The sequence below is a fragment of the Kitasatospora sp. NPDC096128 genome, from assembly GCF_040303105.1.
In the GTDB taxonomy this organism is placed as follows: Bacteria; Actinomycetota; Actinomycetes; order Streptomycetales; family Streptomycetaceae; genus Kitasatospora.
This window is the reverse complement of sequence record NZ_JBEOSP010000003.1, coordinates 346872-362165: the sequence shown is the minus strand read 5'-3', so window position 1 is coordinate 362165 and position 15294 is coordinate 346872. Positions and strand designations below refer to the sequence as shown.

15 protein-coding genes are annotated in these 15294 nt (G+C 72.6%); 6 read left to right on the top strand and 9 right to left on the bottom strand.

The genetic code is table 11. The features are described from left to right. Window positions 1–140: 140 nt before the first annotated feature. The 3 genes from ABTY61_RS06125 to ABTY61_RS06115 form a co-directional block, all read right to left on the bottom strand. A complete protein-coding gene (locus ABTY61_RS06125) occupies window positions 141–350 on the bottom strand; it encodes an acyl-CoA carboxylase subunit epsilon (RefSeq protein WP_350503702.1) in 210 nt (69 codons plus the stop codon). Window positions 351–423: 73 nt separating this feature from the next. After that, window positions 424–2025: an acyl-CoA carboxylase subunit beta gene (locus tag ABTY61_RS06120; RefSeq protein WP_350503701.1), complete on the bottom strand. Its 1602-nt coding sequence runs from the start codon at window positions 2023–2025 to the stop codon at window positions 424–426. A 451-nt stretch (window positions 2026–2476) separates the two neighbouring features. Next, entirely contained in the window at window positions 2477–2917 is a 441-nt protein-coding gene (locus ABTY61_RS06115) for a PLD nuclease N-terminal domain-containing protein (RefSeq protein ID WP_350503700.1), read from the bottom strand. A 94-nt stretch (window positions 2918–3011) separates the two neighbouring features. On the opposite strand from ABTY61_RS06115, the gene ABTY61_RS06110 reads away from it, so the two are divergent. Next, complete coding sequence (locus tag ABTY61_RS06110; RefSeq protein ID WP_350503699.1) at window positions 3012–4469, top strand: menaquinone biosynthesis decarboxylase; 1458 nt, start codon at window positions 3012–3014, stop codon at window positions 4467–4469. Beyond that, a complete protein-coding gene (gene mqnP / locus ABTY61_RS06105) occupies window positions 4457–5362 on the top strand; it encodes a menaquinone biosynthesis prenyltransferase MqnP (RefSeq protein WP_350503723.1) in 906 nt (301 codons plus the stop codon). Before ABTY61_RS06110 ends, mqnP begins: the two co-directional genes overlap by 13 nt. A gap of 27 nt (window positions 5363–5389) precedes the next feature. On the opposite strand, the gene ABTY61_RS06100 is transcribed toward mqnP, so the two are convergent. The 3 genes from ABTY61_RS06100 to ABTY61_RS06090 all read right to left on the bottom strand — a co-directional run bounded on the left by ABTY61_RS06100 (window position 5390) and on the right by ABTY61_RS06090 (window position 8607). Continuing rightward, window positions 5390–6256: an NAD(P)H-binding protein gene (locus tag ABTY61_RS06100; RefSeq protein WP_350503698.1), complete on the bottom strand. Its 867-nt coding sequence runs from the start codon at window positions 6254–6256 to the stop codon at window positions 5390–5392. Window positions 6257–6527: 271 nt separating this feature from the next. After that, window positions 6528–7283 (bottom strand): alpha/beta fold hydrolase, encoded by a 756-nt coding sequence (locus ABTY61_RS06095; protein ID WP_350503697.1) that lies wholly within the window; start codon window positions 7281–7283, stop codon window positions 6528–6530. Window positions 7284–7380: 97 nt separating this feature from the next. Then, window positions 7381–8607, bottom strand: coding sequence for an FAD-dependent oxidoreductase (locus tag ABTY61_RS06090; RefSeq protein WP_350503696.1), 1227 nt, complete (start codon window positions 8605–8607; stop codon window positions 7381–7383). Between the two features lie 96 nt (window positions 8608–8703). Between ABTY61_RS06090 and ABTY61_RS06085 the strand changes: the two genes are divergently transcribed. Together ABTY61_RS06085 and ABTY61_RS06080 are read left to right on the top strand one after the other, a co-directional pair. Continuing rightward, on the top strand, window positions 8704–9546 hold the full coding sequence (locus tag ABTY61_RS06085) for a TetR/AcrR family transcriptional regulator (RefSeq protein WP_350503695.1): 843 nt from the start codon (window positions 8704–8706) through the stop codon (window positions 9544–9546). 60 nt (window positions 9547–9606) lie between these two features. Beyond that, window positions 9607–9975: a VOC family protein gene (locus ABTY61_RS06080; RefSeq protein WP_350503694.1), complete on the top strand. Its 369-nt coding sequence runs from the start codon at window positions 9607–9609 to the stop codon at window positions 9973–9975. A gap of 79 nt (window positions 9976–10054) precedes the next feature. Here ABTY61_RS06080 and ABTY61_RS06075 read toward each other — a convergent pair whose 3' ends face one another. The 3 genes from ABTY61_RS06075 to ABTY61_RS06065 form a co-directional block, all read right to left on the bottom strand. Continuing rightward, window positions 10055–12100 (bottom strand): LPXTG cell wall anchor domain-containing protein, encoded by a 2046-nt coding sequence (locus ABTY61_RS06075; protein WP_350503693.1) that lies wholly within the window; start codon window positions 12098–12100, stop codon window positions 10055–10057. 278 nt (window positions 12101–12378) lie between these two features. Further along, on the bottom strand, window positions 12379–13095 hold the full coding sequence (locus ABTY61_RS06070) for an MOSC domain-containing protein (protein ID WP_350503692.1): 717 nt from the start codon (window positions 13093–13095) through the stop codon (window positions 12379–12381). Window positions 13096–13204: 109 nt separating this feature from the next. Beyond that, window positions 13205–13951, bottom strand: a complete 747-nt coding sequence (locus ABTY61_RS06065) for a cyclase family protein (protein ID WP_350503691.1) — start codon at window positions 13949–13951, stop codon at window positions 13205–13207. 90 nt (window positions 13952–14041) lie between these two features. On the opposite strand from ABTY61_RS06065, the gene ABTY61_RS06060 reads away from it, so the two are divergent. Together ABTY61_RS06060 and ABTY61_RS06055 are read left to right on the top strand one after the other, a co-directional pair. Beyond that, a complete protein-coding gene (locus ABTY61_RS06060; protein ID WP_350503690.1) occupies window positions 14042–14716 on the top strand; it encodes a UbiX family flavin prenyltransferase in 675 nt (224 codons plus the stop codon). Window positions 14717–14835: 119 nt separating this feature from the next. Beyond that, window positions 14836–15294, top strand: coding sequence for an Lrp/AsnC family transcriptional regulator (locus ABTY61_RS06055; protein ID WP_030055719.1), 459 nt, complete (start codon window positions 14836–14838; stop codon window positions 15292–15294).

The following is a 15294-nucleotide window of genomic DNA, read 5'->3' as shown; positions in this document are numbered from 1 at the left end:
CCAGCCGCAAGCACGGCAACCCGCCGATGTAGCAGCGGGGTTCGCAGCAACAGGCCGTACCGGGCACCACCACACACCACAGCAACCGGGGGGTGACCGGCCGTCGGGGCCCGTCTCTCGGTGCCGGCGGTCCGGAACCGTCAGGCGGCCTGCTGCCAGCTGACCGGCGAGTAGTAGGCCGGGCGGCGCTCCAGGCGCTGCCAGTTGGCGATCGGCTCGACCTGTGCGGTGGCCGCGGCCTGCTGCGCGGCGGCGGCGCGGGCCATCAGGACGGCGGTCAGGGCGGCGAGCTCCTCGTCGGAGAGGCTGCCGCGGACGATGCGGACGAGGGGTTCGGCGGAAGCGGTCATGTCCTTGGTTTCTCCCCCGGTTGCTGTGGTGTGTGGTGGTGCCCGGTACGGCCTGTTGCTGCGAACCCCGCTGCTACATCGGCGGGTTGCCGTGCTTGCGGCTGGGCAGGTCGGCGTGCTTGGTGCGGAGCATCGCGAGGGCCGAGGCGATCACCAGGCGGGTCTCCGCCGGGTCGATGACGTCGTCCACGAGGCCGCGCTCGGCCGCGTAGTACGGGTGCATCAGCTCGCTCTTGTATTCCTTGATCTTCTCGGCGCGCATGGCGTCGGGGTCCTCGGCGCCGTTGATCTCGCGGCGGAAGATGACGTTGGCCGCGCCCTCGGCGCCCATCACGGCGATCTCGTTGGTCGGCCAGGCGTAGGACAGGTCCGCGCCGATGGAGCGGGAGTCCATGACGATGTAGGCGCCGCCGTAGGCCTTGCGCAGGATCAGCGAGATGCGCGGCACGGTGGCGTTGCAGTACGCGTACAGCAGCTTGGCGCCGTGCCGGATGATGCCGCCGTGCTCCTGGTCGACGCCGGGCAGGAAGCCGGGCACGTCCAGCAGGGTGACCAGCGGGATGTTGAAGGCGTCGCACATCTGGACGAAGCGCGCGGCCTTCTCGCTGGCGTTGATGTCGAGCACGCCGGCCAGCGACTGCGGCTGGTTGGCGATGATGCCGGTGACGTGGCCGTCGACCCGGGCCAGCACGCAGAGCACGTTGGTGGCCCAGCGCTCGTGGACCTCCAGGAACTCGCCGTGGTCGACGATCTCCTCGATCACCTTGCGCATGTCGTACGGGCGGTTGCCGTCGACGGGCACCAGGTCCAGCAGGCTGTCGTTGCGGCGCTCGACCGGGTCCTCGCTGACCACGGACGGCGGCATCTCGCGGTTGTTCTGCGGCAGCAGCGACAGGAGGTAGCGGACCTCCTCGATGCAGGACTGCTCGTCGTCGTAGACGAAGTGCGAGACGCCCGAGACGCCCGCGTGCACGTCGGCGCCGCCCAGGCCGTTCTGGCTGATCTTCTCGCCGGTGACGGCCTGGACCACGTCCGGGCCGGTGATGAACATCTGCGAGGTCTCGCGGACCATGAAGACGAAGTCGGTCAGCGCGGGGGAGTACGCGGCGCCGCCGGCGCACGGGCCGAGCATCACCGAGATCTGCGGGATGACGCCGGAGGCCTTGGTGTTGCGCTGGAAGATGCCGCCGTAACCGGCCAGCGCGGTGACACCCTCCTGGATGCGGGCGCCGGCGCCGTCGTTCAGCGAGACCAGCGGGGCGCCGGCCGCGATGGCCATGTCCATGATCTTGTGGATCTTCTGCGCGTGGGCCTCGCCCAGGGCGCCGCCGAAGATCCGGAAGTCGTGCGCGTAGGTGAACACGGTGCGCCCGTGCACGGTGCCCCAGCCGACGACCACGCCGTCGGTGTGCGGCTTCTTGGCCTCCAGGCCGAAGCCCTGGGCGCGGTGCCGGCGCAGCGGCTCGACCTCGCGGAAGGAGCCCTCGTCCAGCAGCAGGTCGATCCGCTCGCGGGCGGTCAGCTTGCCCTTCGCGTGCTGGGCCTCCGTGGCCTTGTCGCTCGGGCCGCGGCGCACCTGCTCGCGGAGCTCGAGGAGCTCGGCGACCCGCCCCTTGGCGTCAGCCGGGACCTCGGGGACCTCGCCGCCGACCGGCGCCTCATGCACAACCGTCATCTCGAACCACTCCAAGGGTGAGGGAACTGTCCGACAGCCAACGTCTGCTGTGCCCCCAGCTGCGAATCAACTTCTTCACTTATGACTGTACGAGGGGCCGTGCGCTGGTTTCGGCGTCGATTCCGTACAAGGTCGAGTTCGTTTAGCTGTGAGGCCTGTACAGAAGCTGCCGGTTCGAAGGCCGTGCGCTCGGTGACCGTTCGAATACCGGGGGTTGTCGGGCGGATGATGGTCCGATGAGCTGAGCGTGAATGAAAGAGCAGGTCAGGGCCGTCTCGCAGCACTGTAGGGCGGCCGTCTGGGGTACCGCTCAAGCACGGCTGGACCGCGGCGCCGGAAAGCGGTCGAATCGTGCTGGAGGCTCCCCGGTCGTAGGGAAGCGCCAAAAACGCCGCAGCCCACCCGTGGGTGTCCGGGTGGGCTGTCCGGGGGACCGGCCGAACCGCTCCGATCAGCTCTTTCGCCCGTCCTCGGGCTCGTCCCCGCCGCGCAGTTCCTGCTCCCGGCGGCGCAGATCGGCCTCCCACTGACGCAGCATGGACTCGTGGTCCTTGTCGTCCTTCTTCAACGACTCGTTCCCGAGGGACGCCAGGAACTCCGGATCGTCGTCCGGGGCCAGCGGCCGACCGCCGCGCGGGGCGCCGGGGCCGGGTCGGCCTCCGGCGGGCGGCCGCCCCGGCTGCCCGTCCGGGGCACCCGCCCGCAGGAAGCCGCGCTGCTTCCCGGCCAGCAGCCAGGCGATCGGGCCGAGCGGCGGGAAGAGCAGCACGATGATCACCCAGATCGGCTTCGGCAGGTGCTTCACCTCAGCCTCGGGCGTGGTCAGGCAGTCGATGAACGCCCACACCCACAGCACGAGCGGAAGGACGATGGTCAGAAGAATCCTCAGCACGGCTGTGGTCTCCCCCCGTCGAGGGTGGTGGTGGCGGGCGCCTCCCGGGGCCCTTGACGCAAGCCAGGCTATCGGGTGGCGGATACTGACAGGCATGGCATACGACGATCTCCGTTCGTTTCTCCGGGCCCTCGACCGCGAGGGCGACCTCAAGCGCATCAAGGCGGAGGTGGACCCCCACCTGGAGATCGGCGAGATCGTCGACCGGGTGCAGAAGGCCAAGGGCCCGGCGCTGTTGTTCGAGAACGTCAAGGGCTCGTCGATGCCGCTCGCGATGAACGTCTTCGGCACCGAGCGGCGGCTCGCCAAGTCGCTCGGCCTCAAGGGCCCGGAGGACATCGCCGAGAAGATCGCCGGCCTGCTCAAGCCCGAACTGCCGCAGGGCTTCACCGGCTTCCGGGACGCCTTCGGCAAGCTCGCCTCGATGGCGCACGTCCCGCCCCGGCACGTGAAGGCCGGCGACGCCCCGGTCCAGGAGGTCGTGCTCACCGGTGACGACGTCAACCTGGACGAGCTGCCCGCGCTGTTCACCTGGCCGATGGACGGCGGCTCCTTCTTCAACCTGGGCCTGACCCACACCAAGGACCCGGACAGCGGCGTCCGCAACCTCGGCCTCTACCGGCTCCAGCGGCACGACCGCCGCACCATCGGGATGCACTGGCAGATCCACAAGGACAGCCGCAACCACTACGCCGTCGCGGCCAAGCGCGGCGAGCGCCTCCCGGTCGCGATCGCCTTCGGCTGCCCGCCGGCCGTCACCTACGCCGCCACCGCGCCGCTGCCCGGCGACATCGACGAGTACCTGTTCGCCGGCTTCGTCGCGGGCGAGCGGGTCCGGATGGTCGACTGCAAGACCGTCCCGTTGCAGGTCCCGGCCGACGCCGAGGTGGTCCTGGAGGGCTGGCTGGAGCCCGGCGAGATGCTCCCCGAGGGCCCGTTCGGCGACCACACCGGCTTCTACACCCCGCAGGAGCCCTTCCCGGCGCTGACGATCGACTGCGTGACCATGCGCCGCCGGCCGATCCTGCAGTCCATCGTGGTCGGCCGCCCGCCGACGGAGGACGGCCCGCTGGGCAAGTTCACCGAGCGGTTCTTCCTGCCGCTGCTGAAGATCATCATCCCGGACATCGTCGACTACGACCTGCCCGAGGCCGGCGGTTTCCACAACTGCGTGATCGTCTCGATCGACAAGAAGTACCCCAAGCACGCCCAGAAGACGATGCACGCGATCTGGGGCGCCCACATGATGTCGCTCACCAAGCTGATCATCGTGGTGGACTCCGACTGCGACGTCCACGACTACCAGGAAGTCGCCTGGCGGGCCTTCGGCAACGTCGACTACAGCCGCGACCTCACCGTCGTCGAGGGCCCGGTCGACCACCTCGACCACGCCTCCTACCAGCAGTTCTGGGGCGGCAAGGCGGGTATCGACGCGACCCGCAAGCTGCCCGAGGAGGGCTACACCCGGGACGGCGGCTGGCCGGAGATGGTGTCCTCGGACCCGGAGACCGCCGCGCTGGTCACCCGTCGCTGGAAGGAATACGGACTGTGAGCACCGCTGCGGTCGAGACCCCGGGGCGCACCAAGGCATTCCTGCGCCTGGTGATGATCGAGCACTCGGTCTTCGCCCTGCCCTTCGCCTACATCGCCGCGCTGACCGCCATGTTCCTGGCGGACAAGCGGGTGCACTGGGGCGAACTGTTCGTCGTCACCGTCTGCATGGTCGGCCTGCGTACCTTCGCGATGGCCGCCAACCGGATCATCGACCGCGAGATCGACGCCCGGAACCCGCGCACGGCCGGGCGTGAACTCGTCACCGGCGCCGTCTCGTTGAAGACCGCGTACGTCGGCTCGGCGGTCGCCCTGGTGGTCTTCCTCGGCGCTGCGGCACTGCTCAACCCGCTCTGCCTGGCCCTCGCGCCGGTGGCTGTGGTGCCGATGGTCGTCTACCCCTACGGCAAGCGGTTCACCGACTTCCCGCAGGCGATCCTGGGCCTGGCCCAGGCGATGGGCCCGGTGGGCGCCTGGCTCGCGGTGACCGGCAGCTGGTCCTGGGAGGCCGTGGTCCTCGGCGCCGCGGTCGGCATCTGGATCGGCGGCTTCGACCTGATCTACGCCTGCCAGGACGTCGAGTCCGACCGGGAGCACGGGGTCGGCTCGCCGCCGGCCCGCTTCGGTGTCCCCGCCGCCATCCGGGGCGCCCGGGTCTGCCACGTGCTGACCACCCTGCTGCTCGGCTGGTTCGCGGTGCTCACCCACGCCGGCGCCGCCTTCTGGACCGGCCTGGCCGTGGTCGCCGGCGCGTTCGTCTACGAGCACACCATCGTGAAGCCGAACGACCTCTCCAGACTCAACCGGGCCTTCTTCCAGACGAACAGCTTCGTCGGCATCTCGCTGTTCTTCTTCGCCCTGGTCGACCTGGTCATCCGCGGCCTCGGCATCTGACGGGGCGGGAGTCGCCCGCCGGGCCTCTCAGCGGAACAGGTGGGCGTGGTCGGCGGCCCAGGCGCGGAAGGGGCGTGGGGGCCGGCCGGTGACGTCCTGGACCGTGGTGGTGACCGGTTCGGGGGTGGCGGTGCGGGTGTGGAGGAAGTCCAGGGCGCCGTCCACCAGGGCCGGTGGGCAGCCGGTGGTGAGCATCCGGTGGCGGGCCGCCTCGCGGGGGATCTCCTCCCAGCGGACCTCCCGCCCGGCGGCCTCGCCGATGATCCGCACCTGCTCGGCCTGGGTGGGGGACTCGGGGCCGGTGAGGACGTAGCGGGCGCCGTCGTGCCCGTCCTCGGTCAGCGCCCGGGCGGCGACCGCCGCGATGTCCCGCTCGTCGACCACGTTCAGCCCGGCCCCGCCGCCGTAGCCGCGCACGGCGCCCCCGGCCCGGATCTCCTCGGCCCACCGCAGCGCGTCGGCGGCGAAGCCGTGCGGCCGCAGCACGGTGTGCCGCAGCCCGCCGGCCGCGAGGAGCGCCTCGACCTCCCCGTCCGGCCGTCCGGGCGAGTACGGGCCGGCGCCCGGGACGTCCTGGACGGCGGCGGAGGAGAGCAGGACCACCCGCCCGACCTCGCCGGCCAGCGCCGCCACCGCCTCCGCGGCACCCTCGGCGGTGGCGAACGGCCAGCCCAGGAAGACCGCGTCGACGCCGTGCGCGGCCGCTTGCAGGGACCGCGGGTCGCGCAGGTCGCCCAGGACGTAGCCCGGCTGCCGGGCCCGGTCCACGCGCCGGGTCAGAGCCCGCACCCGCACCCCCGCGGCGGCGAGTTGCAGCCCGAGGTGGCGCCCGACCGCGCCGGGGGCGCCGAGCAGCAGCACGGTCGACGCGTCGTCGGTTGTCTTCTCCGTCATGACTCCGACGGTAGGTGCGGAGGCTCCGACTCCCCATGCGTACGGGTCTCCGGTGCATGCGTCGGCGTCTACGCCCGGGTCGGCCGCGGGCCGCCGCCCCCGGCCGACCCGGGCGTTCCCGCAGGCCGACGGCCGGTCAGCGGCGGGCGGGAGCCTGCCGGACATCCCCGCCCCCGGCCGGGAACTCACCCGAACGGGTGAACTCCGCGGATCGGTTGAGCGGGCGTCGGCTGCGCGGGCGTCGGCTGCGCGGGCGTCAGTTGTGCGGGCGTCAGTTGTGCAGGAAGGACTCCAGCGAGGTCGCCAGCGCCACCGGCGCCTCGTACATCGGGTAGTGCCCGCTGCCGCCGAGCTCCTCCAACTCGGCGTTGGGGTAGTGCTCCAGCCAGGTGCCCCGCATCACGTCGGCGGTCAGCGCGAGGTCGTGCTCGCCGACGATGACCTTGACCGGAACGGGGTTCCCGCTGATCCGGTGCTCCAGGTCGGCCGAGGCCCAGTCCTGGACGTAGCCGCCGAAGGCCTCTCTGGTCGACAGCCGCAGCGACTGGTCGACCATCCGGTCCAGCCAGACCCGGCCGGCCCGCTGCCCGGTGACCAGGTCGAGGATCGCGTACCGCTTCTCACGGTCCTCGGCGGCGCCGTAGAACAGCGCCGCGCCCGCCTCGTCCAGCGGGTACGCCCCGGCGGGCACCGGGGCCAGGCCGACCAGCTTGCGCACCCGCAGCGGCGCCTCGGCCAGCACCTGCTGGGCCGCCTTGCCGCCCATCGAGTGGCCGACCACGGAGAAGCGGTCCCAGCCGAGTTGGTCGGCGAGGGCGAGCGCGTCGGCGGCGATCTCGGCGAGGGTGTAGGCGCCGGTGACGTCCTTGCGCTCGCCGTAGCCGCGGTAGTCGAGGAAGGCGTAGCTGAACGCCCTGCCGTCGAGGTAGTCGAGGAAGGGGCCCCAGCCCGCGCTGGTGCCGAACCAGTCGTGCAGGACGAGGACGGGGTGGTCGCCGGTGCCGGTCAGGCGGTGAGGGATCGTCATGCCGGGGGTCGTTCCCCGGAAACCGCCCGTCCGAACGGCCGGTCCGTGGCGGGCCGGTCGCCCGGTCGGGCCGCCCGCCCAGGGGCCGTCCGCCCGGTCAGGCCGACGGTCGGCGGGCGAAGGCCGGGGCGTGCTCGGGGCGCGGCCCCAGGGCGAGGAGCCGGGAGATGCCGGTCCGGACGGCGGGCACCCGGCGGGTGAGCGTGACGAACGCGGTCGGCGGCCCGGAGCGGCGCCCGGTGAGCACCGGGACGAACATGATGCCGTGCAGGACCCGCTGGAGGCGTTGCATGACCACGGTCGGCCACCAGCGGCGCTGCTGGACCCGGGCCAGGGCGGCGACGGTCGGGCGGCCGCGGCGCAGCGGTTCGGCGAGCAGGGCGGCGGCCGCGACGGCGTCCTGGATGGCGAGGTTGATGCCGACGCCGCCGGCCGGGGACATCGCGTGGGCGGCGTCGCCGATCAGCAGCAGCCCGTCGACGTACCAGCGGTCCAGCCGGTTGAGCTTGACGTCGAGCAGGTGGACCTCGTCCATGCCGGTCAACCGGTCGACCCGGTCGGCGTACTGCGGCAGGAGCCCGGCGATCCTGGCGCGGAAGCGGTCGACGCCCTCGGCGCGCAGCTGGGGGTCGGAGCCCTTGGGCTTGAAGTAGGCGATCTGGAAGTAGTCGTCGCGGGGGAGGCTGAGGACCATCTCGCGGTCGCCGAAGGCGGGGATGAGGCTGGGCTGCCCGGCCTGCTCGTGGGCGTGCCGGGGGAGCCGGAACCACCAGGTGTCGAAGGGTACGGGGTACTCCTTGGGCACCAGGCCGGCCTCCCGGCGCAGGGTGGAGTGCCGGCCGTCGGCGGCGACGGTGAGTTCGGCGCGGAGCTCGCCCTCCTCGCCGTCCCGGGTGCGGTAGCGGACTCCGACCACCCGGCCGTTCTCCCGGAGCAGTCCGGTGGCCTCGGTGTTCATCCGCACGGTGAAGGAGGGTTCCCGCTGCGCCTCCTCGACCAGGAAGTTGAGCAGGTCCCACTGCGGCATCATGGCGATGTAGTTGTACGGCGCGGGCAGCCGGTCGTAGGCGCTCAGTTCGACCTGGCCGACGCCGGGCACCGGCACCACGAGGTTGCCGAGCCGGCTCTGCGGCAGGGCGGCGAACTTCCGGCCGAGGCCGAGTTCGTCCATCAGGCGCACGGTGGACGCGTGGACGGTGTCGCCGCGGAAGTCGCGCAGGAAGTCCCCGTGCTTCTCCAGCACGGTCACCTCGACGCCCGCGCGGGCCAGCATCAGACCCAACACCATTCCGGCCGGTCCGCCCCCGGAGATGACGACGCTCATGGCTCTCTCCCCTGGATCCCTTGCCGTTCCTGGGTGGAACGTGCATATAGAGCGTCTCTGGAACCGTCTCAGGTGTCAAGTAGTACGATGTCTCACATGAACGATCTGGTGGCGGCCGCCCTGGCGGCGGCGAAGGAGCGGGGACAGGACGTCGCGGACGTCCCGCTGACGGCGATCGCCTCGGCGGCCGGCATGTCGCGCAGCACCCTGCTGCGGCGCCTCGGCGGCTCCCGGGCCCCGCTGGACGAGGCCGTCCGGCAGACCGGCGTCGACCCGGGCGGACGGCCGCCGGTACGGGAGCGGGCGATCGAGGCGGCGGCCCGGCTGGTGGCCGAACGCGGCCTGGCCGGGGTGACCCTGGACGCCGTGGCCGACCGGGCCGACTGCTCGCTGCCCAGCCTGCACACCGTCTTCGAGGGGCGGGACGGCCTGTTCGCCGCCGTCTTCCTCCAGTACGGCCCGCTGCCGGACCTGGAGACGCTGGCCGCGGACCCGCCGGAGGGCGTGGAGGACACCGTCCGGGCGATCCACCGCACCTTCGCCGCGGCCTGGGGCGGCGAGCCCCGGGTCGTTCCGGCGGTCTTCGCCGACCTCTTCGGCCGACCGGACGGCCCCGCCGCCCGGATGATGGCGTCCCACCTGCCCCGGATGTTCGACGGACTCTCCCGGCTGCTGCTGCCGCACATCGAGGCGGGCCGGTTGCGCCCGCTGCCGCTCCCGGTGCTGGCCCAGCTGATGATCGGCCCGCTGGTCAACCACGTGCTGCTGAGACCGGTGCTGGAGCCCGCCCTCGGCGCCGGCCTGCCCCCGCTGGAGGAGGTGCTGGACCTGTTCGTCGAGGCCTACCTCCGGGCGGTGGTCCTGCCGCCGGGGGCTCCCGAGGCCGCCGGGCCGGTGCACCCGGACGGAGCCCGGCCGGACGGAGCCCTGACCGGCTGAACTCCGCGCCGCGGGAGGAGGATCGACCCCGGAAGCGAAGCCCACCGGAGGAGAACGCCCGTGATCGGCACCCTGCAGTGCCTCGTGCTCGACTGCCCGGACCCGGGCCTGCTCGCCCGGTTCTACGCCGGGCTGCTCGGCGGCGAGGTCGACCGCCCGGACCGGCGCTGGTCGCTCGGCGTGGACTGGTCCACCCTGCACCTGGACGGCGGCACGGTGCTCTGCTTCCAGGGCGTCACCGACCACCGCCCGCCCCGCTGGCCGAGCCCCGAGCACCCGCAGCAGGCGCACCTGGACGTCGACGTGCCGGACCTCGACGCCGCCGAGCCCGAGGTCCTCGCCCTCGGCGCCGTCCGGCTGCACGACGCGGGCGGCTGGCGGACCTACGCCGACCCGGCCGGCCACCCCTTCTGCCTGGTCCGCGGCTAGAGCGGCCGCGGAATCGCCGAGCCCCGGCCCCCGGACGGTACCGGGAGCCGGGGCTCGGGTGCTCGGTGGAGCCGAGGCGTCAGGCGCTGCGCCGGCGGCGCGCGAAGAACAGCGCGCCGATGCCGCTGGCGAGCAGGCCCGCGGCCGCGGCCGCGGCGGACAGCATGCCGTCCGAGCCGGTGTGGGCGAGCGCGCCACCCGCCAGCTGGGTGTCGGTGCTGCCGGCGGTGCCGGTGGTGGTGTCCGAGCCGGAGCCGGAGCCGGAGCCGGTGGTGAGGCCGGCCTTGACGGCGGTGGTGCCGTCGGCGGCAGCCTTGTCGGTGGTGCCGGCCGGGGTGTTGGTGACGTCGACGGGGAAGCCCTGCGGGCCGACGAAGGCCGGGTAGTCGGTGCCCTCGCCGAGGACGGCCGTGGTGTTGACGTACGTCCGGCCGATCGGGGCGTCGGAGGTGAAGCCGATGCGGACGTGCTTGGTGACCGTGGTGTCGGCGGCCAGGTCCTTGTCCGCGGTCAGGTGGTAGACGACCTGGTCGGCGCCCGGCTGGCGGGCCGCGACGCCGGTGATGTTCTCCCAGCTGCCGTCGGCCTTCTGGACCTGGAGGGTGCTGCGCCGGTCGGTCTGGACGACGGGCGACACGTTGTCGTAGGCCGAGGCGCTCGGGTTGGTGAAGCTCACGTCGAACTCGGCCGGGGCACCGCCGGGGGCGGCGGTGGTGGGCGCGCCCTTGGTCTGCACGCTGAGCGCCTTGAGCGCGACGTCCTTGGTGCTGGAGGCGAGCACGGACTGGCCCGACTGGTCGAGGACGGCCGAGGCGAGCTTGATGGTGCCGCTCTGGCCGGCCCAGTCGTTGTTGAGCGGGGCGGAGAGCCGCAGCTGAACGGTCTTGGTGCCCTGGGCGGGGACGGTGACGCCCGTGAGCGAGCCGACGAAGTGGAACCCGTCGGCCTGCTGCTTGAAGGTGAGGCCGACCGGCTTCCAGGCGCCGTCGGAGTCGAGGGACTCCAGGGCGATGCGGCCCTCGCTGCGGGCGAGCGGGTTGCTGGCGTCGAGCTTGAGGTCGAACGGCGCGTCGGAGCTGCTCGCGTTGGTGACGGTCTCGGTGAACTCGACGGCCTTGCCGCCGTTGCCGATCGACGACGGCTCCTGCACCGACAGGCCCAGCGGGGAGCCGGTCAGGTTGACCGCGACGTACTGGGGGCCGACGACGACGGGCGAGTAGTCGGGGCCCTGGTCCAGCAGCGCCATCGGGTGGACGTACGTCGTGCCGATCTTGGCGTCGCCGGTGAAGCCGAGGCGCAGGTGCCGGGTGAAGGTCTCGCCGGGCGCCATGTTCTGGTCGTCCGCGAGCTTGTAGAGCAGGTCGTTGTCGGAGCGCGGGAGGGGGGTTCCGGTGAGGGCCTCCCAGCTGCCGTCGGCCTTCTGCATCTGGAGGGTGCTGTACTTGTCGGCCTGCACGACCTTGGAGACGTTGGTGAAGCGGGAGGCGGTGGGGTTCTTGACGGTGACGTCGAACTCGACCGGTGCGCCGCCGATGACGGCGGTGGTCGGAGCGTTCCCGACCTCCAGGGTGATGTACCTGGCCGAGACCGCCGCGGTGTTCTCGGCGAGGACGGTGTTCCCGGTCGCGTCGAGGACGGCGGAGCTGAGCGTCACCGTGGACACCGTGTTGCTCCAGTAGGTGTGGAGCCCGGTGGTGAGGCGCAGCTGGACGGTCCTGGTGGCGCCGGCGGCGACGGTCAGGGCGGGCACCGTGTCGGTGACGGGCTTCCAGGTGCCGTCCGCGTCGCGGTAGTCGACCTTGATGGCCTGGTACGCGAAGGGGCTGGCGTCGGTGGTGGCCTTGACCCGCAGCTTGAACGAGGCCTCGGTGGCGCCGGGGTTCGTGACGGTCTCGGTGAACTCGACCGGCTCTCCGCCGCGGCCGACCGTCTCCGGGGCCTTGACCTGGAGGGTCGGCTTGTCGGCCGGGGTTTCGGCGGTCGGCGCGGGGGTGGCGGTGGTGGTGGCGGCGGCCGGAGCGTCGGCGGCGAAGGCGGCCGGGGAGGCGATCACCGCGCCGGTGGCCACCAGCACGCCCAGGGTGGCGGCGGTGAGAACGGTGGAGCGGGAACGACGTGCGCGCACGACAGACATAGTGCATACCCCCCAGGGTGTTCACCGGCAGTCTTCTGACACCGGTCGATCAGGTGTGGTTCGTGGTCCGGACTCGAGGTCCGAGGTGGTGCCCCGGTGTCGCCTGCGGTCCGCTCCGGCGGGTCTCCCCGCCGCTCACTCAGATAGACGTGCGGGGGACACGGGGGTTGCAGGTGGTTTCAAAGTTTTTTCGGAGAATCTCAGAACGCCTCTGACCTGCGGGTTCGGGCGTTCTTCCCGTAGCTTCCCCTCGTCGTTCCTCCAGCGGTTCAGTCCAGCACCAGCCGGTCGCCGAGCCGCAGCCGCCCGGGGGCGGCGACCTCGGCGAGGGCGTCGAGCCGCCCGTCGTGCGCCTGCACGACGGCCTTGAGGATCTCCGGCGCGTGCGGCAGGCCGGGTTGCGGGGCGCCGACCATCGCGCAGCGCTCGCTGGAGGTCACGAAGGCGAGCCGGGCGCAGTCCGGGGCCTCGCCGTGGACGTGCCGGCCGAGCCAGGAGTCCTCGACGAAGGGCGGGGTGCCCGGTGGCGTGCGCAGCACGATGTTGGGGCGGAAGCGGCGTTCGTCGACCACGGCGAAGGGGACGGCCTCGCGGACCCAGTCCAGGGTGGCGGTGCTGAGCACGCTGACGGGCTGCCGGTCGAAGTGCGATACGGCGTCCTCGCGGGCGAGTTCGACGTCCGCGCGCTGGAGGTAGGCGCGCAGGAAGGCGGTCGGGTGGTCGACCGGGCGGCCGAGCGGGTCGAAGAGCTCGGGGCCGTCGATCCGGCGGCCGAGCCGGGCGGAGAGCCGGAGCAGGCCGTCCATCCGGCGGAAGCGGCGGGTGTTCTTGCCCGAGCCGAGCTTCCCGGAGGCGTCGCGGACGGCGTAGAGGCGGTCCCCGGCCAGGCCGCGCACGTCCACGTCGACGGAGTCGAGCCGCTCACCGCCGGTGGATTTCACGGGGTAGCGCCAGAGTCGCTCGACCACTCCGATGATCTCAGCCATGGCCGGAAAGCCTAGTGGCGCCACCAGAGTTGGTCTAGACCAAGTGTGGACCTCGTCGGCGTCCGGCCGACTCGTCGGAGCCCGGGCGGCCCGGCCGCGCCACGCCCGGTCAGCCCAGCCGCGCCACCGCTCGCACCGGCGCCCCGTCCGCGGCCACCAGCCGCAGCGGGAACAGCGACACCTCCACCGGCAGGCCGGCCTCCTGGGCCGCCAGCAGCGCCCGCAGGTCGGTCAGGTTCTCGGCGATCACCCCGCCGCCGCCCGCCCCCAGCAGCACCCGGTGGGCGGCCAGCGTCGGCTCCTCCACCGGGTCGGGCCCGTCGTGCTCGTCGGTGAGGTCGGCGAGCAGCGCGGCCACCGCCGGGTCCTCCGGCCCCGGGTCGGGGGTGGGGTCCACGCTCAGCGCGTCCACCCCGACCGTCCGCACCCCGGCGGCCACGATCGCCTCGGCGGCGGCCGCGGTCAGGCTGGGGTGGGCCAGGTAGGCGTCGGTGCCCCAGTGCCGGGCCCAGCCGGTGGCCAGCAGCAGGACGACGCCCTCGCCGCAGCGTTCCAGTGCGGGCGCCAGCAGCTCGGGGGTGACGGCCGTCCGGGGCTCCAGTCCGCGCAGGTCGGCGACCACCGCCGGGCCGGTGAACCGCTCCAGCGGCAGCCCGTCCAGGGTCGGCCAGGTGACGTCCACGTGGTACGGCGCGTCCACGTGCGTCCCGGACTGCGAGCCGAGGTGCAGGGCCAGCACGTTCACCCCGGCGGTGGCGGTGGTGAGCGCGGGCGCCAGCAGGACGGCCGGGTCGCCGGGGTAGACCGGCATCGCGGTGGTCACCTGATGGGTGAGGTCGACGAGGGTCGCTGCCATGCGCCCATCCTCCCAGGGGGCGCGCCCGCGCGGGCCCGCTCCGTCGTGCCCGGGGCGAAGCCGCAGGTGAGGGCGGGACAGAATGCCTCCATGGGAACTGCGAAGCGTCAGCCGTGGGTGGTCGGGGTCTCGGGAGCGTCGGGGACGCCGTACGCGGCCTCGGTGATCCGGGCGCTGCTCGCCGCCGGTGAGGCGGTGGACCTGATCGTCAGCCGGGCCGCCCGGCTCACCATCCTGGACGAGACCGGCATCTCCTTCCGGGACGCCCACTGGCGCACCGACCTCGCCGAGTGGCTGGGGACGCCGGAGGGCCTGGACGACGTCCGGTACTGGCCCGCTGGGGACTTCGCGGCCGGCCCGTCCAGCGGCTCGTACCCGGCCAAGGGCATGCTGGTGGTCCCCGCGACCACCGGCGCGGTGGCCGGGATCGCCCTCGGCCTGAGCAAGGACCTGCTGCAGCGGGCGGCCAGCGTCACCCTCAAGGAGCGCCGCCCGCTGGTCGTCTGCGTGCGCGAGACACCACTCAACGGGGTGACGTTGAAGCACCTGGTGGAACTCGACGCGCAGGGCGCGGTGGTGCTGCCCGCCTCGCCCGGTTTCTACGCCGGCGGCTCCACCGTGCGCGAACTCGTGGATTTCGTGGCCGGCCGGGTGCTGGACGCGGTCGGCGTGCCGCATTCCCTGTACCTGCGCTGGGAGGGCGAGTTGGGCGCGGCGGCCCGCAAACCGGGCGACGCGGAGGCGGCTCGGGCTGAGGGGGAGTAAGGAGACCGGGGGCGGGAGAGTATCTTCTCTGCGATATCCGGGTCGGTCAGCGCACGGCGCCTTTGAATCCGGATAATGATCTGTGGGTCTGGCGAGGTTCGGAAGGACGCGGACGGTATATGGACACGGTGGACAGGCAGCTCATCCAGGCGCTCCGGGAGAACGGCCGTGCGTCCTACGCCGAGCTGGGCCGGTTGGTCGGACTCTCCGGCCCGAGCGTCACGGACCGCATCAACCGCCTGGAGCAGGCCGGTGTGATCACCGGCTACCGCGCGACGGTCAACCCGGCCTCGCTCGGCTTCGGCGTCACGGCCCTGATCGGCCTCCAGCTCACCGACGCCGCCGACCACGAGGACGTCGCGTTCCGGCTGAAGGACCTCAACGAGGTCGAGGACTGCTGGTTCATCGCGGGTGACGACTCCTACATGCTCAAGGTCCGGGTGGCGGACGTGGCCGGCCTGGAGTCGGTGGTCAAGCGGATCTCGGGCACGAAGGGCGTAGCCCGCACCCGCACCACCGTCGTACTCTCCACGAAGTGGGAGAACCGGGTCAGCGAGCTACCCCCCGTAGGAGAGTGA

Coding starts and splice junctions, on each gene's coding strand:
- ABTY61_RS06095 (WP_350503697.1), bottom strand. CDS start 7,283: ATGACGATCCCTCACCGCCTGACCGGCACCGGCGACCACCCCGTCCTC.
- ABTY61_RS06055 (WP_030055719.1), top strand. CDS start 14,836: ATGGACACGGTGGACAGGCAGCTCATCCAGGCGCTCCGGGAGAACGGC.
- ABTY61_RS06070 (WP_350503692.1), bottom strand. CDS start 13,095: ATGGCTGAGATCATCGGAGTGGTCGAGCGACTCTGGCGCTACCCCGTG.
- ABTY61_RS06120 (WP_350503701.1), bottom strand. CDS start 2,025: ATGACGGTTGTGCATGAGGCGCCGGTCGGCGGCGAGGTCCCCGAGGTC.
- ABTY61_RS06100 (WP_350503698.1), bottom strand. CDS start 6,256: ATGACGGAGAAGACAACCGACGACGCGTCGACCGTGCTGCTGCTCGGC.
- ABTY61_RS06110 (WP_350503699.1), top strand. CDS start 3,012: ATGGCATACGACGATCTCCGTTCGTTTCTCCGGGCCCTCGACCGCGAG.
- ABTY61_RS06065 (WP_350503691.1), bottom strand. CDS start 13,951: ATGGCAGCGACCCTCGTCGACCTCACCCATCAGGTGACCACCGCGATG.
- ABTY61_RS06090 (WP_350503696.1), bottom strand. CDS start 8,607: ATGAGCGTCGTCATCTCCGGGGGCGGACCGGCCGGAATGGTGTTGGGT.
- ABTY61_RS06125 (WP_350503702.1), bottom strand. CDS start 350: ATGACCGCTTCCGCCGAACCCCTCGTCCGCATCGTCCGCGGCAGCCTC.
- ABTY61_RS06060 (WP_350503690.1), top strand. CDS start 14,042: ATGGGAACTGCGAAGCGTCAGCCGTGGGTGGTCGGGGTCTCGGGAGCG.
- ABTY61_RS06085 (WP_350503695.1), top strand. CDS start 8,704: ATGAACGATCTGGTGGCGGCCGCCCTGGCGGCGGCGAAGGAGCGGGGA.